At 70.3% G+C, this 21,432-nt stretch carries 22 protein-coding genes; 13 read left to right on the top strand and 9 right to left on the bottom strand.

Annotation, left to right across the window (positions count from 1 at the left end; genetic code table 11):
• The first annotated feature begins 2 nt into the window (after positions 1–2).
• From ABZ463_RS22185 to hisF, 3 genes are read left to right on the top strand one after another with little or no spacing between them, the layout of a single operon-like run.
• Positions 3–344 (top strand): hypothetical protein, encoded by a 342-nt coding sequence (locus tag ABZ463_RS22185; RefSeq protein ID WP_352009035.1) that lies wholly within the window; start codon positions 3–5, stop codon positions 342–344.
• A gap of 4 nt (positions 345–348) precedes the next feature.
• Positions 349–1,068 (top strand): bifunctional 1-(5-phosphoribosyl)-5-((5-phosphoribosylamino)methylideneamino)imidazole-4-carboxamide isomerase/phosphoribosylanthranilate isomerase PriA, encoded by a 720-nt coding sequence (priA, locus tag ABZ463_RS22180; protein WP_352009036.1) that lies wholly within the window; start codon positions 349–351, stop codon positions 1,066–1,068.
• Positions 1,065–1,835 (top strand): imidazole glycerol phosphate synthase subunit HisF, encoded by a 771-nt coding sequence (hisF, locus tag ABZ463_RS22175; protein WP_352009037.1) that lies wholly within the window; start codon positions 1,065–1,067, stop codon positions 1,833–1,835. The genes priA and hisF overlap by 4 nt, the downstream gene beginning before the upstream one ends.
• A gap of 169 nt (positions 1,836–2,004) precedes the next feature.
• Here the strand turns inward: hisF and ABZ463_RS22170 are convergent, their stop codons facing one another.
• Positions 2,005–2,472: a hypothetical protein gene (locus ABZ463_RS22170; protein ID WP_362778510.1), complete on the bottom strand. Its 468-nt coding sequence runs from the start codon at positions 2,470–2,472 to the stop codon at positions 2,005–2,007.
• Positions 2,473–2,849: 377 nt separating this feature from the next.
• On the opposite strand from ABZ463_RS22170, the gene ABZ463_RS22165 reads away from it, so the two are divergent.
• Positions 2,850–3,338, top strand: a complete 489-nt coding sequence (locus ABZ463_RS22165; RefSeq protein WP_352009039.1) for a MarR family winged helix-turn-helix transcriptional regulator — start codon at positions 2,850–2,852, stop codon at positions 3,336–3,338.
• A 76-nt stretch (positions 3,339–3,414) separates the two neighbouring features.
• The gene (locus tag ABZ463_RS22160; RefSeq protein ID WP_362778508.1) at positions 3,415–4,836 is read left to right on the top strand and encodes an MFS transporter; all 1,422 of its coding nucleotides are present in this window, start codon (positions 3,415–3,417) and stop codon (positions 4,834–4,836) included.
• Positions 4,837–4,838: 2 nt separating this feature from the next.
• Here ABZ463_RS22160 and ABZ463_RS22155 read toward each other — a convergent pair whose 3' ends face one another.
• The 3 genes from ABZ463_RS22155 to ABZ463_RS22145 form a co-directional block, all read right to left on the bottom strand.
• Positions 4,839–6,233 (bottom strand): glutamine synthetase family protein, encoded by a 1,395-nt coding sequence (locus ABZ463_RS22155; RefSeq protein ID WP_362778506.1) that lies wholly within the window; start codon positions 6,231–6,233, stop codon positions 4,839–4,841.
• A gap of 139 nt (positions 6,234–6,372) precedes the next feature.
• A complete protein-coding gene (locus tag ABZ463_RS22150) occupies positions 6,373–6,534 on the bottom strand; it encodes a hypothetical protein (RefSeq protein ID WP_184714415.1) in 162 nt (53 codons plus the stop codon).
• Between the two features lie 332 nt (positions 6,535–6,866).
• On the bottom strand, positions 6,867–7,844 hold the full coding sequence (locus tag ABZ463_RS22145) for a hypothetical protein (protein WP_352009042.1): 978 nt from the start codon (positions 7,842–7,844) through the stop codon (positions 6,867–6,869).
• Between the two features lie 88 nt (positions 7,845–7,932).
• On the opposite strand from ABZ463_RS22145, the gene ABZ463_RS22140 reads away from it, so the two are divergent.
• Together ABZ463_RS22140 and ABZ463_RS22135 are read left to right on the top strand one after the other, a co-directional pair.
• On the top strand, positions 7,933–8,664 hold the full coding sequence (locus ABZ463_RS22140) for a MerR family transcriptional regulator (protein WP_352009043.1): 732 nt from the start codon (positions 7,933–7,935) through the stop codon (positions 8,662–8,664).
• A 525-nt stretch (positions 8,665–9,189) separates the two neighbouring features.
• Positions 9,190–10,080 (top strand): hypothetical protein, encoded by an 891-nt coding sequence (locus ABZ463_RS22135; protein ID WP_352009044.1) that lies wholly within the window; start codon positions 9,190–9,192, stop codon positions 10,078–10,080.
• 22 nt (positions 10,081–10,102) lie between these two features.
• On the opposite strand, the gene ABZ463_RS22130 is transcribed toward ABZ463_RS22135, so the two are convergent.
• Positions 10,103–10,735, bottom strand: coding sequence for a TIGR03085 family metal-binding protein (locus ABZ463_RS22130; protein ID WP_362778501.1), 633 nt, complete (start codon positions 10,733–10,735; stop codon positions 10,103–10,105).
• Between the two features lie 244 nt (positions 10,736–10,979).
• Here ABZ463_RS22130 and ABZ463_RS22125 point away from each other — a divergent pair, with 244 nt between their 5' ends.
• Both ABZ463_RS22125 and ABZ463_RS22120 read left to right on the top strand, forming a co-directional pair.
• The gene (locus tag ABZ463_RS22125) at positions 10,980–12,770 is read left to right on the top strand and encodes an ABC transporter ATP-binding protein (RefSeq protein WP_352009046.1); all 1,791 of its coding nucleotides are present in this window, start codon (positions 10,980–10,982) and stop codon (positions 12,768–12,770) included.
• On the top strand, positions 12,767–14,539 hold the full coding sequence (locus tag ABZ463_RS22120) for an ABC transporter ATP-binding protein (RefSeq protein ID WP_352009047.1): 1,773 nt from the start codon (positions 12,767–12,769) through the stop codon (positions 14,537–14,539). Before ABZ463_RS22125 ends, ABZ463_RS22120 begins: the two co-directional genes overlap by 4 nt.
• 38 nt (positions 14,540–14,577) lie before the next feature.
• On the opposite strand, the gene ABZ463_RS22115 is transcribed toward ABZ463_RS22120, so the two are convergent.
• The 4 genes from ABZ463_RS22115 to ABZ463_RS22100 are packed head-to-tail and all read right to left on the bottom strand — an operon-like array spanning position 14,578 to position 18,349.
• Entirely contained in the window at positions 14,578–15,588 is a 1,011-nt protein-coding gene (locus ABZ463_RS22115) for an ABC transporter substrate-binding protein (protein WP_362778498.1), read from the bottom strand.
• Positions 15,589–15,633: 45 nt separating this feature from the next.
• On the bottom strand, positions 15,634–16,398 hold the full coding sequence (locus ABZ463_RS22110; protein WP_362778496.1) for an amino acid ABC transporter ATP-binding protein: 765 nt from the start codon (positions 16,396–16,398) through the stop codon (positions 15,634–15,636).
• On the bottom strand, positions 16,395–17,288 hold the full coding sequence (locus ABZ463_RS22105; RefSeq protein ID WP_352009050.1) for an amino acid ABC transporter permease: 894 nt from the start codon (positions 17,286–17,288) through the stop codon (positions 16,395–16,397). Before ABZ463_RS22105 ends, ABZ463_RS22110 begins: the two co-directional genes overlap by 4 nt.
• Positions 17,285–18,349, bottom strand: a complete 1,065-nt coding sequence (locus tag ABZ463_RS22100; RefSeq protein WP_362778493.1) for an LLM class flavin-dependent oxidoreductase — start codon at positions 18,347–18,349, stop codon at positions 17,285–17,287. Before ABZ463_RS22100 ends, ABZ463_RS22105 begins: the two co-directional genes overlap by 4 nt.
• Before the next feature lie 496 nt (positions 18,350–18,845).
• Between ABZ463_RS22100 and ppk2 the strand changes: the two genes are divergently transcribed.
• The 4 genes from ppk2 to ABZ463_RS22080 all read left to right on the top strand — a co-directional run bounded on the left by ppk2 (position 18,846) and on the right by ABZ463_RS22080 (position 21,341).
• Positions 18,846–19,805 carry a polyphosphate kinase 2 gene (gene ppk2 / locus ABZ463_RS22095; protein ID WP_352009052.1) on the top strand — a complete coding sequence of 320 codons (960 nt, stop codon included), beginning with the start codon at positions 18,846–18,848 and terminating at the stop codon, positions 19,803–19,805.
• 44 nt (positions 19,806–19,849) lie between these two features.
• Positions 19,850–20,197, top strand: coding sequence for a phosphoribosyl-AMP cyclohydrolase (gene hisI / locus ABZ463_RS22090; RefSeq protein WP_352009053.1), 348 nt, complete (start codon positions 19,850–19,852; stop codon positions 20,195–20,197).
• A complete protein-coding gene (locus ABZ463_RS22085) occupies positions 20,194–20,853 on the top strand; it encodes a Trp biosynthesis-associated membrane protein (protein ID WP_352009054.1) in 660 nt (219 codons plus the stop codon). The genes hisI and ABZ463_RS22085 overlap by 4 nt, the downstream gene beginning before the upstream one ends.
• Before the next feature lie 104 nt (positions 20,854–20,957).
• Positions 20,958–21,341: a DUF4190 domain-containing protein gene (locus ABZ463_RS22080; RefSeq protein WP_362778489.1), complete on the top strand. Its 384-nt coding sequence runs from the start codon at positions 20,958–20,960 to the stop codon at positions 21,339–21,341.
• The last annotated feature ends 91 nt before the right edge of the window (positions 21,342–21,432 follow it).

The following is a 21,432-nucleotide window of genomic DNA, read 5'->3' as shown; positions in this document are numbered from 1 at the left end:
TCGTGAGCAGGGAACGGGCCAGGCGCAGGGCGGAACGCGAGGCCGAGCAGGCCAGGCAGGCCGCCCTGCGCGCCGTGCGGGAGGCCAGGCTCGCCCGGCGGCGTGAGCTGGCCGGGCGGGTCACCGCGTTCCTGCCCGGCAGGCCCGTCAGAATCGCAGCCCAGCGCGGCATCAAGGCTCGCCGCCGCAGGGCCCAGAACGGCGTCGTGGCGGTCCTGTTCCTCATCGCGCAGGTCATCGCCTGGCTGTTGTGGTCCTCGTGGACCGCACGGTTCGGGGTCTTTGTTATTTCTGTTCTTCTCGTACCGCTTTTTGTCACTCTCGTCTTCGACCGGAGGTCCTGATCAGATGTCGCTAGAGTTGCTGCCCGCCGTGGACGTCGCGGACGGCCAGGCGGTCCGCCTGGTCCAGGGGGCGGCAGGCACCGAGACCTCCTACGGCGACCCGCTGTCCGCCGCGCTCGCCTGGCAGGAGGCGGGCGCCGAGTGGATCCATCTGGTCGACCTCGACGCGGCCTTCGGCCGGGGCTCCAACCGTGAGCTGCTGGCCTCCGTGGTCGGCGCGCTCGACGTGAAGGTCGAGATGTCCGGCGGCATCCGCGACGACGCCTCCCTGGAGTCGGCGCTGGCCACCGGCTGCCGCCGCGTCAACATCGGCACCGCGGCGCTGGAGAACCCCGTCTGGTGCTCCAAGATCATCGCCGAGTACGGCGACCGCATCGCGATCGGCCTGGACGTGCGTGGCACCACCCTGGCCGCACGAGGCTGGACCGAGGAGGGCGGCGACCTGTGGGAGGTGCTGGAGCGGCTCGAACGCGACGGCTGCCCCCGCTACGTCGTCACCGACGTCACCAAGGACGGCACGCTGCGCGGCCCCAACCTCGACCTGCTCCGCGAGGTCTGCTCCCGCACCGACCGGCCGGTGGTCGCCAGCGGCGGCGTCTCCTCCCTGGACGACCTGCGCGCCCTGGCGGAGCTGGTCCCGCTCGGCGTCGAGGGCGCGATCGTCGGCAAGGCGCTCTACGCACAGGCCTTCACCCTTGAGGACGCCCTGGCGGCGGTCAGATGACTGTCGCGGTACGTGTGATCCCCTGCCTGGACGTGGACGCCGGGCGGGTGGTCAAGGGGGTCAACTTCGAGAACCTCCGTGACGCGGGGGACCCGGTCGAGCTGGCCCGCCGTTACGACGCGGAAGGGGCCGACGAGCTGACCTTCCTGGACATCACGGCGTCCAGCTCCGACCGTTCCACGACCTACGACGTGGTGCGCAGGACCGCCGAACAGGTCTTCATCCCGCTGACCGTCGGCGGGGGAGTGCGCTCGGTCGAGGACGTGGACAGGCTGCTGCGGGCGGGCGCGGACAAGGTGGGACTGAACACGGCCGCCATCGCCAGGCCCGAACTGCTGACCGAGGCGTCCCAGCGGTACGGCGCGCAGTGCATCGTGCTGTCCGTCGACGCGCGCCGGGTCGTGGACGGCCCGCCGACTCCCTCCGGGTTCGAGGTCACCACCCACGGAGGACGCCGGGGCACCGGGATCGACGCGGTCGAGTGGGCCCGCAGGGCCGAGGAACTCGGCGCCGGGGAGATCCTGCTCAACTCCATGGACGGCGACGGCACCAAGAAGGGCTACGACCTGGAGATGATCCGCGCGGTGCGGGCGGTGGTCTCGGTGCCGGTGATCGCCAGCGGCGGGGCCGGGGCGCTTGAGGACTTCCCCCCGGCCGTCGAGGCGGGGGCGGACGCGGTCCTGGCGGCCTCGGTGTTCCACTTCGGGCAGTTGAAGATCGGCGAGGTCAAGGACACGCTCCGGCGGGCGGGGCATCCGGTTCGCTGACCTCACCGCCGAAGGCGGAGGGAGGGGCGCCAGGGCGGGTTCCGGCGGGCGGGAGACCGGGAGAACGCGGGACCACGGGTGAGCCGTGATCCCGCGTGAAGGTCCGCGGACCACCCCGGATCAGGTCCCGGCGGCGGAGACCGGCGGGAACCGCATCCGGGTCACGGCATCAGCCGTACTGCTGGAACCACGCGTTGACCGTGTGGGCCTTGGGGCTGAGCGTGATGACGGCACGGTAGGTGCCGGCCGGTACGTTGCGGATGCGGTGGTACATCTTCCCCCCGACGCAGTAACCGCTGCTTGATCCGCCTGCCGTTATCCAGAGGCCCGCGTACCTGCGCTGGATGTAGGCCTTGGCACGCGTGCCGTCGCCGCCGTTCCAGCACTGGACGACGATCTGCAGCACCTTGGCGCGGGTGTTCCGGGAGGGGCTCTGCAGCTTCTTGGTGTTCGCTCTGCCGCTCCAGAGGGTGGACCAGCGCGCCTGCGCCGAAGCGTGGACCGCCTCACCGGCCGAGGGGAGGGAGGCCGCGGCCGGCGCGAGCGCGGTTCCGGGGGCGGCCGCGTGGGCCGCCCCAGGAACGAGGAGACCCGCGGCGAGTACGCCGGCGGCGATGGTGGCGGAAAGATTTCTCATCATGTCGCCCTTTCCAATCGTTGTCCCAGGGGGAACGTCGTCTTCCTGGGTCGGAACATAGGACGGAAGATGTTGAGAACGCGTTGAGGATCGGTTGAGGTGGCCGTCCGAACCCGGGTCACCCGCTGGGACGGCCGGGGATCCAGGCGGACGGCTCCACTTCCGGCGGACACGACCGACGGTCCGCGGGGGCGCGGATCCCGGAGCACGTGACGGCCGTGGCAGGTGTGGGCCTCGACCACCTCCTCGGCGCCGGAAGCCGTTCACCGGGCCGCAGTTCGGCGTGAGGAGGCCGTCGGAGAACCGGTGGGCTCCTACCGCCGTGATGGATTCTCACCGGACGATCCACTACGGAACCGGTGACTATGCTGGTGGGCATGACCGCCATGGCACCGACCAGCACAGCGCCCGACCTGTCGTTCCTGCTGGACCACACCGGCCATGTCCTGCGGACCCGGATGTCGGCCGCGCTCGCCGAGATCGGGCTCACGGCCCGCATGCACTGTGTGCTGGTGCACGCCCTTGAGGAGGAGCGCACCCAGATCCAGCTCGCCGAGATCGGTGACATGGACAAGACCACGATGGTGGTGACGGTCGACGCCCTGGAACGGGCCGGTCTCGCCGAGCGCCGCCCGTCCGGCACCGACCGGCGGGCCCGGATCATCGCGGTCACCGAGGAGGGCGCGCGGATCGCCGAGCGGAGCCAGCAGATCGTCGACCGTGTGCACCGGGAGGCCCTCGCCACGATCCCCGACGAGGAACGGGAGATTCTCCTGCGGGCCCTCGGCCGTCTGGTGACCGGCCATCTGGCCACCCCCGTGGAGAACCCCCAGCCGGTACGGCGCGCCCGGCAGCGGACAACTTAGATCCGAAGAAAATCGTCTATTACAAAACAATCTGCTACGGTCTCTCTTGTCGTCCTCATTCGACAGGAGAGAACCCATGTCCGTCACCTCCGCCCCTCCGGCAACCGGGTCACGCTGGATCGCCCTCGGAGCGATCGCCACAAGCCTGCTGATGACCGTCCTCGACGGCAGCATCGTGACCGTGGCGATGCCGGCCATCCAGAACGACCTGGGCTTCTCCCCGGCCGGACTGAGCTGGGTGGTCAACGCCTACCTGATCGCGTTCGGCAGCCTGCTTCTGCTGGCCGGACGACTCGGTGACCTGATCGGCCGCAAACGCGTCTTCCTCGCGGGCACCGTGGTGTTCGTCGCCTCCTCGCTGCTGGCGGGGGTGTCCACCGGCGCCGAACTGCTGATCGTGGCCCGCTTCCTGCAGGGGGTCGGCAGCGCCGCGGCCTCGGCGGTCGGCCTGGGCATCCTGGTGACGCTGTTCCCCGACCCCGGGGAGCGCGCCAGGGCGATCGCCGTCTTCAGCTTCACCGGCGCGGGAGGCGCCACCCTGGGATCGGTGCTCGGCGGCCTCCTCACCGACGCCCTCACCTGGCACTGGATCTTCTTCATCAACCTGCCGATCGGGATCGCGGCGCTCGCGGTCGCGGCGTCCGTACTGCCCGCGGACCGGGGACCCGGCCTCTCCGCGGGAGCCGACGTGCCCGGCGCCCTTCTGGTCACCGGCGGCCTGATGCTCGGCATCTACACCGTGGTCGGGGTCGAGGAGCACGGCTGGCTCTCGGCGCGCACCCTCGGCCTCGGCGCCCTCACCCTCGCTCTGCTCGCCGGGTTCGTCGTCCGCCAGGCCACCGCTAAGGCCCCGCTCATGCCGCTGCGGATCTTCAGGTCACGCGGTGTCTCCGGGGCCAACCTGGTCCAGATCCTGATGGTCGCCGCGCTGTTCGCCTTCCAGTTCCTCCTGGCCCTGTATCTCCAGCGGGTCCTCGGGTACGGCGCCGCCCAGACCGGCTTCGCGATGCTCCCCGCGGCCGTGGTCATCGGCGTGGTCTCCCTGGGGGTCTCCGCCAGGCTCAACGTCCGCTTCGGGGAGCGCAGGGTGCTGCTGGCGGGGCTGGTGCTCCTGGTCGCGCTCCTCGGGCTGCTCACCCGGCTTCCGGTGCGCGCCGACTACGTCACCGACCTGCTTCCGGTGATGCTGCTGGCGGCGGGCTTCGGTCTCGCGCTCCCCGCGCTGACCACGCTCGGCATGTCGGGCGCCGGGGAGGAGGACGCCGGACTGGCATCCGGGGTGTTCAACACCACGCAGCAGATCGGCATGGCCCTGGGCGTCGCGGTGCTGTCGACCCTGGCGGCCTCCCGCACCGGGGACCTGCTCGCCGGCGGCGCAAGCCAGGCCGAGGCGCTGACCGGCGGCTACCGCCTGGCCTTCACCGTCGGCACGGGACTCCTCGCCACGGCCCTCGTCGTCGCCCTCCTCGTGCTGCGTGAGCCACACCGTACCCGGTGACCTCAGAAGACGCGGAAGTGGTTGAACAGCTCGTAGGAGACGTCCTCGGCCGCGAAGGCGCGGGCCTCGGAGCGTTTGACGGCCAGGTAGGCGGAGGAGCGGAGCGGGCCGAGGGCGTTCATCAGCAGATCGTCGGCCTCCAGGGCGTCCAGGGCCTCATCCAGCGACCGGGGCAGGCGGGGCACGCTCCCCTCGGGGAGGGTGGCGGGGTCCACGTCGACGGCCTCGCCGGGGTCGAGCCCCCTGCGGATGCCGTCCAGGCCCGCGTGGATGACGGCGCCGAGGGACAGGTAGGGGTTGGCGGAGGAGTCGGAGGGCTTGATCTCCAGATTGGCCGACGCCTCGGCCGCCCCTCGCATGGGGGAGCAGATCCGCACCGCGGCCTCCCGGTTGTCCATGCCGTAGCAGGCGTAGGCGCTCGACCACATCCTCGGGGCCAGCCGCCGGAAGCTGTTCACCGAGCCGCAGGTCAGCGCGGTGAGCGCGGGAAGGTGCGCGATGAGGCCGCCGATGAACCGGTAGGCGGTCGCCGACACGCCGTACCGGTCGGCGGGGTCGCTGAAGACGTTGGAGCGCAGTTCGGGGTCCCACAGGGAGAGGTGCAGGTGCGCCCCGTTCCCGGCCTGGTCGGCGATCGGCTTGGGGGCGAGGGAGGCCCACAGCGACATGCCGAAGGCGACGCCGCGCACGGTCTCCCGGTAGATGACCTGGTTGTCGGCGGCGCGCATGGCCGGGGCGTGGCGGACGGACAGCTCCTGCTGACCGTGGCCGAGCTCGGGATGGTAGTGCTCGACCCGCAGGCCCTGCGCCTGCAGGGCGCGGATCAGGCGCATGGCGTAGTCGTGGGCCTGGTCGAAACCGGACGTGGCGTAGCAGAGGCTGTCGTCGAGAGGAAGGAGCCTGTCCGGTTCCCCGTCCGTGCCGGGGACACGGCGGCCCAGGGTGAACTCGGGTTCGAAGGCGGCGACCGCGACGAGCCTCTCCTCGGACAGGGCGGCCACGGCCTCGCGGAGGAAGGTGCGCGGGCACGCCGCCCACGGGGAGCCGTCGATCTCGCACAGGTCCGCGAGCATGGCCGCGGCGCCGGGGGCGTGGGGAAGGGCGACGAAGGTGGACGGATCCGGAACGAGACGGACCTCACCGACCGGGCCGAGTCCCTCGACCTCCTGAAGCTGGTCGAGCATGTTCATCGCCATCATCGCCACGGTGTGCCCGATGCCGGAGCCGAGCCGTTCCGCCAGCCGGGAGCGTGAGGCGGCCTTGCCGCGGATCACACCGCCGTGGTCGGCGTACAGGAAACGGACCAGCTCGATGCCCTCCGTCTCGACGCGTTCGAGGACGCGCCGCTCTTCGGGATCGAGAGGATGAACCCCGGTGACGCTGTAGCGCTCTGCCATGCTTCCTGCGTAACACGTCTCGGAGAACGGTGGAAGCACATCGCGTGGCGACGTGGCGTCACGGGGTACGCGGTCCCGCGTACGGAATGCGGAAACGCCGGAGAAACAGGTCAGGGGTGGGGCAAACCCCCACCGTCGGTCAGCTCAACACACGTGTGAAGAACAGCGACAGTTGGTCCGCCGCCCTCACGATCCCGTCGAAGACTCCGTTCACCGCGTTCGCCGCATCGGCGGGCCTGGTGAACAGATAAAAGGCCACGAACGCCACCGCTACATAGGTGGCGACCTTCTTGACCTGCATGGGGGGCCTCCTGCTGCTCCAGTCCCAGCCGTTATACCCGGATTTTAATGATCTTTGGCATCTTCGGCCCGGGTGGCTCCCGGATTTTGATGATCATACCTGTTGAGCGGTGGGAATCCATGGCCAGATCGTGAGATTGGCATGAGTCACCTCCGCAATGGTGCGGTGGCGAAGCGGTTCTGTCCAATCCCGAATGCCAGATATACCGCTAGCGTTAGGGCGCCGTGAAGATCGTTGACACCCGGGCAGGGGGTGTGACCAGCGAACCGGCCCCTCGCGCCGGCCGTGGAACCTCTCCCTCGTGCTGAGGCCCCTGAAGACCCCTGGCAGCCCTACGCCTCGACCGCGGCGGCCTCCCGCGCGTCGTCCGCGGACTCGGCGGGTTCGAGGGCGGGGGCGGGCGTGGTCGCGGCGGGGCTCACACGGCCGCCACGCAGCGGCAGCAGGCACAGGGGTACGGCGATCGCCGTACCGGCCAGCAGCAGGCCCGCCACGCCCAGGGTGAGGGCGTCGGGCCGTACCAGGGGCTGGCCGCGCAGTGCCTGCCAGGTCACCAGCGCCACCAGGCCGGTGTAGGAGGCTCCGGCGGTCAGGACCAGGCGCAGCCGGACGGCCTGGTCGCGGATTCCCCGGGTGAGCAGGGCCACCAGCGGCAGGGCCTGCAGGGCGTGCATGCCGAAGAAGTGCGGCACGCGCAGGTCGCCGCCGGTGGTGCTCCAGCCGAGCAGGGACAGGCCGGGACCGCCGTCGGGGACGCCGACGCCGTGCGCGCCGAGGACCGTGGTGGTGACGTCCGCGAGCTGGGCGGAGGTCGGCGGGAGCATCAGGACGGCCACGCCGAGACCGGCGGCCGAGACGACGAGCCCGACGCGGATCGCCCAGGTGTCGGCCGGGGTCGCCTGGCGCTCACGCAGCACCAGGAAGGCCGCGGCCAGGTTGACCAGCATGAGGAGCATGACGGTCGTGCCCATCAGGGCGTACAGGGAGGAGTCCAGCGCGGTGGAGAAGTTGAAGTGGCTGCGCCGCCCCCGGATGACCTGGCTGATGATCACCGTGATCTCGACGACGCACGCGATCGCCATCACGTTGCCCAACAGCCGGCTCGCGCGCTGCGCCGTACGCCTCAGGGACAGCAGCCAGGCCCAGGTCAGCCCGTAGGCGACGAAGGAGAGGGTGAACTTCAGGGGCTTGAGCCAGATGGGCAGGCCGTCCAGGGTGCGGTGGTCGAGGAGGACACCGAAGAGGGAGATCACGGACAGGACGGCCATGATCGCGGACATGAGGAGGAGCGGGCGATGCCAGCGGGTCATCCAGAAGATCCTTCAATAGATAACGGATTTATCCGTTATCTATAGCTAAACTCAGGTGCGATCACAAGAGGAGGCAGTTGCGGTGCGGATGGCGGACCTGAGTCGGGCGACGGGTGTCTCGGTCCCGATGATCAAGTTCTACCTGCGGGAGGGGCTGCTCCCCAGCGGGGAGCGAACAAGTCCTAACCAGGCGAAATACGGCCAGGAGCACGTGCGGCGGATCAAGCTGGTACGGGCCATGGCCGACTACGCCGGTCTGTCGATCGCTGAGATTCGCGACGTGCTCGGTCATCTCGACGACCCCTCGCACGGTCTGCACGACCGTCTCGGTCACGCCCAGACGAGCATCACGCCCAAGCGCGAGCCGGGGGAGGGGGAGGAATGGGCCGCGGCGATGCGCGAGGCCGAGGAACTGATCGCCCGGCACGGCTGGCGGCATCACCCGGACAGTTCTCCGATGCGGAGCGTGGCCGGGGTGCTGCTGACCCTGCGCGGGCTCGGCTACGACGGCATCCTCGACCGGCTCGACGACTACGCGGAGGCGGCGGGCACGATCGCCAGGGCCGACGTCGCGGGCATGGCCGAGGAGCCGAACCTGGAACGCATGATCGAGATCGTCGTTGTCGGGACCTCGCTCGGGGACGCGCTGGTCGCGGCGCTGCGCCGGGTCGCGCAGGCCAACGTCTCGGCCCGTCTGTTCGGCGACGACTGGAAGGTCGCACAGTGGGAGAACGTGGACTGGGAGGACGTCCGGCGGCAGGGGGGCGCCTTCGAGGGGCCTGCTCCCGAAGGGGAGATCTGCGGTGGGCCGGAGGCCTGAGTGTCCCGGGCGTGGCGGACTTGGGCAACGCCCGCTGTGTGGTGTCTTAGTACGAAAAATCACTTCAAGTAAGTCTCATAGAGACATCAACTGAAAAAGCAGATTCATGTCAACTGAGTATGTCAGGGTTGACGGGCGTATGTGGCGGCTTTAATGTCTGACACTGATCAGGTCATCTTGGTAAATCGGTCAGTATGTACGACGGGGTAGCTTTTTGTGATCAACGGGGAGTTGAGGGGGTGTGCCGTGCGGGTCAGGCGTTGTGTCGGGGTGACCGCTGTTTCTGCCGCTCACCGATGATGTGACCGGTCATGACCGACCAGGGGGGTCGGTGTCCTTGATACGGGCCTTCCTCCCGTGTGTCATCTCGCTTCGGGCGTTCTCCGACATCAAAGGACATTGACATTGGCTGTGAACTTCCTCCCGGTAAAGCCTTGTCTGCGAGCCTCCCTTCGCATCGGTGAGAAGGGTGAGGCGGAATTGCATACCCCCTCGGGGGTTCTGGAGGTCGAAGTCCCGGAGGGCATGAGCAGGGACGATTTTCTCGACCTGCTCAGGCGTCTCGACGGCAGCAGGACCATCGAGGACCTGGAACGCGAGACCGGCCTCGACGGTGAGGCGGTACGCGAGGTCGTCGAGCCCGCCGTGGTGCAGGGGCTGATCGACGAGGGCGCCGCCGTGCCGGCCTTCTCCCCGGGTACGGCCGCCCTGGCCCGTCTTGAGGGCCTCCTCAACCACCTCCTTGAGGACCTGGTCCTCACCGGCCCGTTCTGGAGGCGCATCCTGGAGCGCCCGCAGCGGTTGCACCCCAACGTCTTCTTCGGCTTCGGGCTGGAGAACTGGTTCCTGCTCTCCAGGGAGAGCGAGCTCGGCTCAGCCGTACGGGCTCTGGCGGAGAACGCCGACCTCAGGGGGGCGCTCGACGACTTCGACCGCAGGGGAAGGCGTCACGACGACGTCGCGGTCCACGCCTTCAGGTCCCTCGGCGCCACGCGCGGCGACCTGCTGCGCGCCCGTCCGCTGCCGACGACCGCCGCCCTGATCAAGATGCTGTCCTGGTGGGCGCGGACCGACCCGCTGTTCTTCGTCGCCACGATCGGCGTCATCGAGGAGCGTCTCGAAGCGGAGGACGAGGGGCCCGCCGCCCGCTGTCCCTTCCTGGCCGCCTGCGACCGGGTGGGGCTGACCCCCGGCTTCGTCGAACCGATGCGCGCGCACGCCAGGGCCGGGGCGGCCCGTCGTCACGGGGCGCTCAGCCGCGCGCTGTTCGCCCGGATGCCCGGGATCGACGAGGGGACGGAGCAGAGCTGGCAGGCCAAGGCGCACCTGTTCATGGAGACGTACGCGGGCTTCTGCGACGGGGTCCTGGACCACTACTCCGACCCGCATCGCCCGCTGCTGCGCCTGTGCGGCTGACCGGCGTTCACGCCGGTGCCGGTCACAGGTCCAGCGGCGCGCCCAGCAGCCGGGAGACGGCCTCGTCGCCGCCGATCGTCTCGACCCTGGCGTGCCGCTGACGGCCGAGGCAGAACAGCGTCAGCTCACCCGCGGTGCCCCGCACCTCGACCCGGGGACCTCCCCGGCCGCCGCCGAGGACGACGCCGCCGCCGGTGCGGTGCAGCACCACGCCGACCGGGGACCTGCGCAGTTGCAGGCGTCCCACGATCCGCAGCCGCCTCCAGAGGACCTCGTCGAGACCGGGGGGAAGCTCGCGTGGCTCCCAGTCTGGACGGGCGCGCCGGACGTCCTCGTGGTGGACGAAGAATTCGAGGGGGTTGACCAGTTCGTCCAGCCGGGGAACCAGGCGGTAGACGCCTCCGGGGCCGGTGCGGACGAGCCGGGTCAGGCCCGCGTAGCCGTACCTGGCCTTCAGGGACTCCTGGACCGAGGCGGTGCGGCGGGCCAGCGGGGCGAGCGCGATGCCGCCCGCGGCGTCCGGGCGCCTCTCCCGCAGCACAAGATGGGCGGCGAGGTCGAAGGTCGTCCAGCCCTCGCAGAGGGTCGGGGCGTCCTGGCCGAGCCGGTCGAGCAGGTCGGCGAGCGCGGCGCGTTCGGCGCTGGCATGCGTCATCCGGCGATCCTAACAACGCCACATCATAACAAAGCGTGACATGTCCGGCACTTGGTGAAGTCGGGGCCGGAAGCGGGTGAACCTCATGGCCTCCACGCCCGAGAGGTGTCACTGATGCTACGAAAGCAGTTGATCCATGGGCGTGGGGGAATAAGTGCTTGATTGAGAGTGATAGTCACATAAGTAGTGACAACTTCAACGAAAGGACACCCCCCGAGTGGCGAGCAAGGTGACCTCCGCCGTCATGCGTCAAGGGTTCCGCGTCCTGGGGGTGGCCATCCGGTCCGAGAGAGGGGTCTTCGCCGTCGCGGTCCTGTCAAGCGCCGTCTACGGTGTCATGACGGTCGCCTCCGCGTGGGCTCTCGGGTGGGCCACCCAGAACCTCGTGCTTCCCTCCCTCGCCGAGGGCCGGGTCGCGGACGGCGCGCTCACCACCGCCGTCCTCCTCATCCTCGGTGTCGCGCTGCTCAAGGCGACGGGCGTCGCGGGACGGCGCTACTTCGCGGGCGTCATGCAGTACCGGATGCAGGCGCGCTCCCGCAGGGAGGTCACCCGCCAGTACCTCAGGCTCCCCCTGGCCTGGCACCACAAGCACCCGACCGGCCAGCTGCTGTCCAACGCCAGCGCCGACGCCGAGGCGGCCTGGGCGCCGCTCGCCCCGTTGCCGATGGCCGTCGGCGTGGTCGTCATGCTGGTCACCGCGGCCGTGGCGCTGGTGGCCACCGACCCGGTCCTCGCCCTGGTCGGGTTCCTGATCTTCCCGGCCATCGCCGTGCTCAACTTCGTCTACCAGCGCAGGCTCAGCCCACTGGCCACCAGGGCCCAGCAGCTGCGCGCCGAGGTGAGCGAGGTCGCGCACGAGAGCTTCGACGGAGCCCTGGTCGTCAAGACCCTCGGCCGTGAGGACGAGGAGACCGCCAGGTTCCGCGCCGGAGCCGAGGAACTGCGCGACGCCAACATCGCCGTCGGCCGGGTGCGAGGCCTGTTCGACCCCCTTCTTGAGGCGCTGCCGATCCTGGGCGTGCTCGCCGTGCTGCTGGTCGGCGCGGGACGCCTGGAGAGCGGGGCGATCACCCCCGGCGTGCTGGTCCAGGTCGCCTACCTGTTCACCCTGCTCGCCTTCCCCATCCGCGCCCTCGGCTGGGTCCTGGCCGAGCTGCCCCGCGCCGTCGTCGGCTACGAGCGGGTGCGGGCCGTGCTCGACACGACCGGCTCCATGGAGTACGGCTCGGCGACCCTGACCGGGGAGAAGCCCGCGGGTTTGCGGGTACAGGGCCTCGGCTACTCCTACGGGGACTCCGCGGTGCTGCACGAGGTCGACCTCGACGTCCCGCCCGGCCGTACGGTGGCGCTGGTCGGGCCGACCGGCTCGGGCAAGTCCACGCTCGCCCAGACCTTCGTCCGCCTGGTCGACCCGGCGCGGGGGGCCGTTCTCATCGACGGGGTCGACCTGCGCGAGGTGGCCCGCGGCGGGGTCAGCGAGGCGGTGGCACTGGTACCGCAGCAGACCTTCCTGTTCGACGACACCGTGCGGGGCAACGTCACCCTCGGCCTGCCCGTGGGAGACGAGGAGGTCTGGGCGGCGCTGCGCCTGGCCCAGGCCGACGGCTTCGTCAGCGCCCTGCCCGGAGGGCTCGACACCAGGGTCGGCGAGCGGGGCACCTCCCTGTCCGGGGGCCAGCGCCAGCGCCTGGCCCTGGCCCGCGCGCTGGTCCGCCGCCCCAGGCTGCTCGTCCTGGACGACGCGACCTCCAGCGTCGACCCCCAGGTCGAGGCCAAGATCCTGCAGGGCCTGCGGGACACCGCCCAGGCATCGACCGTGGTCGTCGTCGCCTACCGGATGGCCACCATCGCCCTGGCCGACGAGGTCGTCTACCTCGAACACGGCAGGGTGACCGACCAGGGCCCGCACGAGCTGCTGCTGCCGAGGTGCGAGGGGTACCGCAACCTGGTCACCGCCTACGAACGCGAGGAGGCCGAGCGCGAGGCGCTCGACGCCGAGGAAGCCGAGAAAGAGGAAGAGGTCAGCGCGTGAGTTCGCTCCACGGCGTCGAAAGGTCGGCGCTGGCCACCGTACGGCACGGCCTGTCGCTGACACCGGAGTTCCGCAAGGGGATCGCCGGGACGCTCGCGCTCGCCGTGCTGGCGACGATCGGCAAGGTCATCGTCCCGATCGCCGTCCAGCAGACCATCGACACGGGACTGAAGGGCGCGGTCCCCGACCTGCCCTACATCCGCGGCGCCGTGCTGCTGTGCGCGGCGGCCGTCGTGCTCACCGCGCTGTGCGCCTACCTGATGAACGTACGTCTGTACCAGGCGACCGAGGCCTCCCTCGCGACCCTCAGGACACGCGGCTTCCGGCACGTGCACGACCTGTCGGTGCTCACCCAGAACTCCGAGCGGCGTGGCGCCCTGGTCTCCAGGGTCACCGGGGACGTGGACCAGATCAGCGTCTTCATGCAGTGGGGCGGGCTGATGATCATCATCGCCCTGGGCCAGCTCCTCGTCGCGACCGTGCTGATGTTCGTCTACTCCTGGCAGCTCGCCCTGACGGTCTGGCTGTGCTTCCTGCCGCTCATGATCGTGCTGCCGCGCTTCCAGCGGTGGCTCTCCGGCGCCTACACGCAGGTGCGTGAGCGCGCGGGCGACATGCTCGCCGCGGTCGGCGAGTCGGTCGTCGGGGCGGCGGTGATCAGGGCCCACGGCTCGGAGGCCCGCACCGCCGAGCGGCTGGATGTGACCATCGAGGCGAACAAGGCCGCGCAGGCCCGCACCCAGCGCATCGTCGCCACGGTCTTCCCGGTGACGGAGATCGTCGCGGCGCTGGCGACGACCGCGGTCGTGCTGATCGGCGTACGGCTGGGCGTCGCCGGCGACATCACCGCGGGGCGCCTGATCGCCTTCCTGTTCCTGATCACGCTGTTCGTCTCGCCGTTGCAGACCGCGACCGAGATGCTCAACGAGGCGCAGAACGCCATCGCCGGCTGGCGCCGCATCCTCGGCGTGCTCGACACGCCGCCGGACGTCGCCGACCCCGGCGAGGACGGCGTCGAGCTGCCGCGAGGCCCCATCTCCGTGTCCTTCGAGGAGGTCGGCTTCTCCTACCCGGGTGGCGCGCCGGTGCTGACCGGCGTCACGGTGGACATCCCGCCGCGCTCGCGGATCGCGGTCGTGGGGGAGACCGGTTCGGGCAAGACGACCTTCGCCAAGCTGCTGACCCGCCTGATGGACCCGGTCACGGGCCGGGTCACCGTCGACGGGCACGACCTGCGCGGGGTCCGTTTCTCCTCGCTGCGCGAGCGCATCGTCATGGTGCCGCAGGACGGCTTCCTGTTCGACGGCACCCTGGAGGAGAACATCCGCTTCGGCCGTCCCTCGGCGACGAGCGAGGAGATCCTGCTCGCCCTGACCGAGCTGGGGCTGGCCGACTGGCTCGAAGGACTGCCCGAGGGCCTGGCCACCCCGGTCGGTCAGCGGGGGGAGTCCCTGTCCGCAGGAGAGCGCCAGCTCGTCGCCCTGGTCCGCGCCTACCTGGCCGACCCCGACCTGCTGCTGCTCGACGAGGCCACCTCCGCCGTCGACCCGGCGACCGAGGTACGCCTGGCCCGCGCGCTGGACGGGGTGACGCGGGGCCGTACCGCGGTCTCCATCGCCCACCGCCTGTCCACCGCGGAGGCCGCCGACGAGGTGCTGGTCTTCGACGGGGGCCGCATCGTCCAGCGCGGCCCGCACGCCGAGCTGGTCGGCGAGCCCGGCGTCTACGCGGGCCTGCACGCCTCCTGGGTCTCGGCCGCCAGATCCTGACCACGGGTTCCCGGGCGGCGGCGCGCCGCCCGGGGCCGTCACTTCGCCGTCTGCCTGGGCAGGCCGGGCGGGTTGACCAGCGACTCGGGGATGGCCTCGTTGGAGAGGTTCCAGCGCTTGAGCACCTCGCCGTACTTGCCGTTCCCGATGAGTTCGTTGATCGCGGCGTTGAGCGGTTTGACGAGGCCGTTGTCCTTCTTGGTCATGGCCGCGATCAGGCCCTGCAGGTCGGGGCCCGCGCCCGAGACGGTGCCGACGATCTTGGTGTCGCCGCCGACGGCGTCCTGGTAGGAGAGGGAGGGGTTGGGGCCGAAGTAGGCCTCGATGCGGCCCGACTTCAGGGACAGCAGGGCGTCGACGTACTTCTGGTAGTTCTGGATCTGCGCGGGCTTCAGGCCCGCCTTCTGGTTCTGCGTGTCCCAGTCGACCAGGATCTTCTCCTGGTTGGTGCCCGAGCCGACCGCGACCCGGCGCCCGGCGATGTCCGAGGGCTGCTTGATCGAGGTGATCGGGCTGTTCTTCGCCGTCTGCCAGGCGAGCTGGTCGACCCGGTAGGTCGCGAAGTCGTAGATGTCCTTGCGCTCCTCGGTCACCGTGACGTTGTTGAAGGCCACGTCGTACTTTCCGGACTTCACCGAGAGGAACAGGTTCTCCCAGGAGGTGACCTCCTCCCTGGCCTTCAGGCCGAGGACGTCGGCCACGATGTGGGCGATGTCGGTCTCCACGCCGATGACGGTGCGGTCGTCGTCGGCGAGGAAGGTCAGCGGCGGCGCGCCTTCCCCGCTGAAGCCGACGACCAGCTCACCCTTCGCGCGGATCGCCTCGGGCACCTGGGCGGCGATCGCGTCGACCTTCTCCGCCCGGATCCGGTTCTGCTGCGGAGAGATGTTGATCTTCGAGCCACCGGTTTCCGCGGGGGCGGAGGCCTGTTCGGCGGGCTTGGCGTCGCTCCGGGGGGCGGCGGAGGTGGTCCCGGTCGAGCCGCAGGCGGCGGCGAGCAGAAGCGGTGCGGTGAGGAGGGCGGGCTTGAGCCTGGAGAGGAACGACATTTCAGTCCTGTTTTTCTGGGAATCGCAGGGAGGGGTTGTCACGGATCAGAGGACCTTGCTGAGGAAGGAACGGGTCCGTTCGTGCCGGGGGGAGTCGAGAACCTGGGCGGGCGGACCCTGTTCGACGACGCGTCCGTCGTCCATGAAGACGACGGTGTCGGCCACCTCGCGGGCGAACCCGATCTCGTGGGTGACGACGATCATGGTGGTGCCGCTCCTGGCGAGGTCCTTCACCACGTCGAGCACCTCGCCGACCAGTTCGGGGTCGAGCGCGGAGGTCGGCTCGTCGAAGAGGATGACCTTCGGCTCCAGGGCGAGCGCGCGGGCGATGGCGACCCGCTGCTGCTGCCCTCCGGACAGCTGCCCGGGGTAGGCGTCCTTCTTGTCGGCCAGGCCGACCCGGTCGAGCAGCCGTACGGCCAGCCGGTGCACCTCGGCCCTGGGCCTTCGCTGCGCGGACAGCGGCGCCTCGACGACGTTCTCCAGCGCGGTCAGGTGCGGGAAGAGGTTGAAGTGCTGGAAGACGAACCCGATTCGGGTCCGCTGCCGCAGGATCTCGCGTTCGCGCAGTTCGTAGAGCCTGTCGCCGGACTGCCGGTAGCCGACCAGCTCACCGTCGACGCGCACCGATCCGCTGTCCACCTTCTCCAGGTGGTTGACGGTGCGCAGCAGGGTCGACTTGCCGGAGCCCGAGGGGCCGAGGATCACGGTGACCTCGCCCCTGGCGACCCGCAGGTCGACGCCGCGCAGGACCTTCAGGGGGCCGAAGCTCTTGTGCACGCCCCGCAGGTCGACCATCACGGCGCTCATCTGCGACCCCTGGCGTAGTGACGTTCGACGTAGTACTGCGCGACGGACAGCACGGAGGTGATGATCAGGTACCAGACGGTCGCGACGAGCAGCAGCGCGATGACCCTGCCGTTGCGGCTGTAGATCACCTGGATCTGGTAGAAGAGCTCGGGCAGGGCCATGATGTAGACCACCGAGGTGCCCTTGACCAGGCCGATGATCTCGTTGCCCGCGGTGGGCACGATCGAGCGCATGGCCTGCGGAAGGACGATCCTGAACAGCTGTCTTCTCCAGGGGATGCCCAATGCGGCGGCGGCCTCGCGCTGGCCCGGGTCGACCGAGAGCAGCCCCGCCCTGACGATCTCGGAGCAGTAGGCGGCCTGGTGCAGCCCGAGCCCGAGCACGGCGGCGGTGACCGGGCTGATCAGGTCCATGGTCCCGATGTCGAAGAAGGAGGGGCCGAACGGAACGCCGAAGGAGATCCGCTGGTACAGCAGCGCCAGGTTGTACCAGAACAGCAGTTGCAGGATGAGCGGGATCGACCGGAACAGCGCGACATAGCCCCAGGCGACCGAGGACAGCAGCGGGTTCCTCGACAGGCGCATGATCGCGAGCACGGTGCCGAGCAGGAAGCCGATGCCGATGCCGAGCACGGTGAGCTGGAGTGTGAACAGCACGGCGTGCAGCACCGAGGGCGCGAACAGGTACTCCCCGACGACGTTCCAGTCCCAGGCGGGGTTGGTGATCAGCGCGCTCGCCGCCATGGCGAGCAGCACGCCGACCCCGGCCGCCGCCGCCCACCGGCCGGGATGCCTGGTGGTGACGACCCGCAGCGCGGGCGGGGCGTCCGGGCCTGCCGTCCCGGCGTCCGTGTCGTCCTGCGGCCGGGTCTCGACCGCGGGGCGGCTCACCGGCCCGCCAGACTGGTCGCCGGGTACTGCCGGGACTCGGCGGCCTCACGCTCGCGGTCCCGCTTGGCCACCTCCTCGCGGACGATGGGGATGACGTGACGGCCGAAGTCGACGGCGTCCTCAAGCAGGTCGTAGCCGCGCGCGGACAGGATCTCCACGCCGAGGTCGTAGTAGTCGAGCAGCGCCTGGGCCACGGTCTCCGGGGTGCCGACCAGGGCGGTGGAGTTGCCCGCCCCGCCGGTGGCCGCGGCGGTCGGGGTCCACAGCGCGCGGTCGTACCTGTCGCCCCCGGCGGCGATCGCGACGAGCCGTTGTGAGCCCGCGTTCTCCGGGGCGTGGCCCGCGGGCAGCCGTCGGGAGGAGGCACCACGCGACTTGATCGCCTCAAGCGTGCGGGCCGCCTTCTCCCAGGCCTTCTCCTCGGTCGGCGCGATGACGGGCCGGAAGGCCACCTGGAACCTGGGCAGGTCCCTGCGCCCCGACGCGAGCGCCGCGCTCCTGACTGCGGCGATCTGCTCGGCGGTCTGGGCCAGCGGCTCGCCCCACAGGCAGTAGATGTCGGCCTCGGCGCCGCCCGCCGCGTACGCCGCGGGGGAGGAGCCTCCGAAGGAGACCAGCGGACGGGGCTGCTGCACGGGGAAGACGTCGGACAGGAAGTCGTCGAAGCGGTAGTGCTCTCCCTCGTGGGAGAAGGGGGTCCTGGACGTCCAGCCCTTCTTGACGATCTGGATGTACTCCCGGGTGCGCCCGTAACGCCGGTCCTTGGACAGGCGGTCGCCCTCGCGGGCCTGCTCGCGGTCGTTGCCCCCGGTGATGAAGTGCACGGTCAGTCTGCCGCCGCTGATCTGGTCGAGTGTGGCGAAGGTCTTCAGGGCGAACGTCGGGTAGGAGACGTTCGGCCGGTGGGCGAGCAGGAGCTGTATCCCCTCGACCTGCCCGGCGACGAGGGCGGCCACCTGCGCGGGGTCCGGCGAGCCCGAGCCGTAGGCGAACAGGATCCGGTCCCAGCCGTGCTCGTGGTGGGCCCGCGCCAGCCGTAGCGTGAACTGTCTGTCGAACACGGGCCCGGAGCGGGGTCTGGTCTCCGATCCGTCGTTCGTGGCGCCTATGCCTAGGAACTCGACGGGCATGACTGAGGCCTTTCTGGCAGGTCGTCTGGGCGGGGGCGTCCGGAGCGGGGACGGCGGCACGGTGGCTCGCGGTGGCTCGCGGTGGCTCGTGGTGGCGCGCGGCACCGGATGGGCGGGGCCGGTGGCGCGAGGTCAGTGGCGACAGGAACGGGACAGCGCGCGGCACGGCGCGAGGTGACCGCGGACCGCCGGTGGGAGCTCAGCCTGCATGGCCTCACTCCAACACAGGAACCAAATCCCGTCAAGACCTACTGGTTTAGTGGGTTTATTGTCATGGGGGAAGTGAGGAGGGATGAACAGTGGCCTACAAGTCGTCAAATGGGCTGTTGATGTCCTTATGTCGGGGATTAACGTGCTGAGATGGAGGTAAGGGAGCCGCGGGACCACCGCCCCGGGCTCCCGCCGGGGGGAAGCGGGAAGGACGTCCATGACCGATCTGGTGGGTGAGGAACCCGCGCGGGGCAGCAGGTACCCCGTGCTCGACGCGCGCTCCGCCGCGTCCCGCAGCGACCTGCTCGACGAACTGCCGAACCTGCGGGTCCTCGACGACGACGATGACGACCCCGTGCTCGTACGGCTGGACGGCACCCCGGTGGACACCTGGCGGGAGAGGTATCCCTACCCGGAGCGGATGGACCGTTCGGAGTACGACAGGACCAAGCGGCTGCTCCAGATCGAGCTCCTCAAACTGCAGTACTGGATCAAGGACACCGGCGGGCGGCTGCTGATCCTGTTCGAGGGGCGCGACGCGGCGGGCAAGGGCGGCACGATCAAGCGGTTCATGGAGCACCTCAACCCGCGCGGGGCCACCGTGGTCGCCCTGGAGAAGCCGAGCGAGCGTGAGAGCACCCAGTGGTACTTCCAGCGCTACGTCTCCCATCTGCCCGCCGCGGGGGAGATGGTCTTCTTCGACCGCTCCTGGTACAACCGCGCCGGGGTCGAGCGCGTGATGGGCTTCGCCACGCCGGGGGAGTACACGGAGTTCATGGAGCAGGCGCCGGCCTTCGAGCGCATGCTCGTCCGCGACGGCATCCACCTGGTGAAGTTCTGGTTCTCGGTCTCCCGCTCCGAGCAGCGCACCCGTTTCATCATCCGCCAGGTCGACCCGGTGCGGCAGTGGAAGCTGTCGCCGATGGACCTGGAGTCGCTGGACAAGTGGGACGAGTACACCCAGGCCAAGGAAGACATGTTCCTGCACACCGACACGGAGGAGGCGCCGTGGACGGTGATCAAGAGCAACGACAAGAAGCGGGCCAGGGTCGAGGCCATGCGCTACCTCCTGAGCCGGTTCGAGTACACCAACAAGGATCACGAGATCGTCGGCGGGCCCGACCCCAGGATCGTCGTGCACGCGGCCGACCTGTTCGACGACGACCGCACCCGCTGACCGCCGGACGCGGGACCTCCGCCCAGGTGCGGCACAATTGCCACATGCCCCTTGACCCGGCCATCGCGGCCCGACTGAAGCGCACCGCCGACGGACTGGTGCCCGCCGTGGTCCAGCAGCACGACACCGGCGAGGTGCTCATGCTCGCCTGGATGGACGACGAGGCGCTGCACCGCACGCTCACCACCGGCCGTGCCACCTACTGGTCGCGCAGCCGCCGGTCCTACTGGGTCAAGGGCGAGACCTCGGGCAACGTCCAGCACGTCAGGTCCGTCGCCCTCGACTGCGACGGCGACACGATCCTGCTGAAGGTCGACCAGGTGGGCGCCGCCTGCCACACCGGTGACCGGACCTGTTTCGACGCCGACCGGCTGGCGGTGACCCCGGCGTGAGAGCGGGCCGGGCGCTGTGGACCTGGGTCGCCGCGTGCGCGGCGGGCGCGGGCCTGGTGCTGCTGGCCGCGGGCCGCGACTGGGTCACGGTGAGGTACGGCACGCGCGCCGTGCCCGTCTCCGCCGCCGAACTCGCCCCCGCCCTGGCGCCCGCGGCCTGGGCGGCGCTGGCCGCGGTGGTCGCGGTGCTCGCGACGCGAGGCGTGTGGCGCAGGGTCATCGGCGTCGTGATGGCGCTGTGCGGGGCAGGGGTGATCGTCGCGGTGGCAGCCGGCGGCGGAGCCGACGCCGGTCTCGCCGCCGCGGCCGGGCACGCGCCCATGGCCGCGGCCGCCGAGACGGCGCGGGCCACCGGCCACCTCCTCTGGCCGGTGCTCGCCGGGGCGGGCGGCCTGGTGCTGCTCGCCGGGGGAGCGGTCGCCGCGCTGTGGAGCGTGAACTGGCCCGGCATGTCGGAGCGCTACGAGCGCAGGGGCGCGGCTCGGGGGAGCGAGGCCCTCACGCGCGCCGGAGCCTCGGGCAGCGGCCGGGCCATGTGGGACGCCATCGACCTCGGCGCCGACCCGACAGCCGACCCCGCCACTGATTCCCCCACTGATTCCGCCACGGACTCCACCGCCGAGCCCGCTGCCGACCCAGGACGGGACGGGCGCTGAGCCGCGCCGTACGGTCACAACTTGCCCACGGACTAGGCGGCCCGCCGCCGCGATGATCTGATTTCGCTAGGATTTCGCCGCAACGTGTGTAGAGGGAGTAATTCATGAGCTATGGGAATCAGTCCGGTGGGTACGGGCCCCCGCAGGGCGGCTACGGGCCACCCGGCGGGTACGGCACGCCGCCCGGCGGTGGTTACGATCCCTATGGCTACGGAGCGCCGCCGCCCCGAGGCAACAACGGCATGGCCATCGCCGCTCTCATCATGGGCATCGCCGGGCTCTTCGTCTGCGGCGTGACCTCGATCGTGGGCATCGTGCTCGGTCACATCTCGCTGGGCCAGATCAAGCGCACCGGCGAGGAGGGGCGGGGCATGGCCATCGCGGGCCTGGTCCTGTCCTACTTCGGCGTCGCCTGCTGGCTGGTCGTGCTGGTGGTCTGGCTGGTCGCGATAGGCGTCCTGGCGGGCTCGGCCACCTACGGCTACTAGGAGCTGTTTGGGGTTCGGATCTAGGTGTGGCCCAGTGGCGGGCCGGCCGTGGCTGGTAGAACTCGGACGTGGCGCGTTTTGATGTGACCGA

Origin of the sequence: Streptosporangium sp. NPDC020145, assembly GCF_040631275.1 — a bacterium.
GTDB lineage: Bacteria > Actinomycetota > Actinomycetes > Streptosporangiales > Streptosporangiaceae > Streptosporangium.
Note: the sequence above shows the minus strand (reverse complement) of the source record. Positions and strands in the feature narration are given on the sequence as shown.

Excerpts from the sequence above, each read along its gene's own strand:
- priA (WP_352009036.1), top strand. The coding sequence starts at position 349 with ATGTCGCTAGAGTTGCTGCCCGCCGTGGACGTCGCGGACGGCCAGGCG.
- ABZ463_RS22155 (WP_362778506.1), bottom strand. The coding sequence starts at position 6,233 with ATGGCAGAGCGCTACAGCGTCACCGGGGTTCATCCTCTCGATCCCGAA.
- ABZ463_RS22130 (WP_362778501.1), bottom strand. The coding sequence starts at position 10,735 with ATGACGCATGCCAGCGCCGAACGCGCCGCGCTCGCCGACCTGCTCGAC.
- ABZ463_RS22170 (WP_362778510.1), bottom strand. The coding sequence starts at position 2,472 with ATGAGAAATCTTTCCGCCACCATCGCCGCCGGCGTACTCGCCGCGGGT.
- ABZ463_RS22115 (WP_362778498.1), bottom strand. The coding sequence starts at position 15,588 with ATGTCGTTCCTCTCCAGGCTCAAGCCCGCCCTCCTCACCGCACCGCTT.
- ABZ463_RS22160 (WP_362778508.1), top strand. The coding sequence starts at position 3,415 with ATGTCCGTCACCTCCGCCCCTCCGGCAACCGGGTCACGCTGGATCGCC.
- ABZ463_RS22145 (WP_352009042.1), bottom strand. The coding sequence starts at position 7,844 with ATGACCCGCTGGCATCGCCCGCTCCTCCTCATGTCCGCGATCATGGCC.
- ABZ463_RS22080 (WP_362778489.1), top strand. The coding sequence starts at position 20,958 with ATGAGCTATGGGAATCAGTCCGGTGGGTACGGGCCCCCGCAGGGCGGC.
- ABZ463_RS22110 (WP_362778496.1), bottom strand. The coding sequence starts at position 16,398 with ATGAGCGCCGTGATGGTCGACCTGCGGGGCGTGCACAAGAGCTTCGGC.
- hisF (WP_352009037.1), top strand. The coding sequence starts at position 1,065 with ATGACTGTCGCGGTACGTGTGATCCCCTGCCTGGACGTGGACGCCGGG.
- ABZ463_RS22150 (WP_184714415.1), bottom strand. The coding sequence starts at position 6,534 with ATGCAGGTCAAGAAGGTCGCCACCTATGTAGCGGTGGCGTTCGTGGCC.
- ABZ463_RS22125 (WP_352009046.1), top strand. The coding sequence starts at position 10,980 with ATGCGTCAAGGGTTCCGCGTCCTGGGGGTGGCCATCCGGTCCGAGAGA.
- hisI (WP_352009053.1), top strand. The coding sequence starts at position 19,850 with ATGCCCCTTGACCCGGCCATCGCGGCCCGACTGAAGCGCACCGCCGAC.
- ABZ463_RS22165 (WP_352009039.1), top strand. The coding sequence starts at position 2,850 with ATGACCGCCATGGCACCGACCAGCACAGCGCCCGACCTGTCGTTCCTG.
- ABZ463_RS22140 (WP_352009043.1), top strand. The coding sequence starts at position 7,933 with ATGGCGGACCTGAGTCGGGCGACGGGTGTCTCGGTCCCGATGATCAAG.
- ppk2 (WP_352009052.1), top strand. The coding sequence starts at position 18,846 with ATGACCGATCTGGTGGGTGAGGAACCCGCGCGGGGCAGCAGGTACCCC.
- ABZ463_RS22135 (WP_352009044.1), top strand. The coding sequence starts at position 9,190 with ATGAGCAGGGACGATTTTCTCGACCTGCTCAGGCGTCTCGACGGCAGC.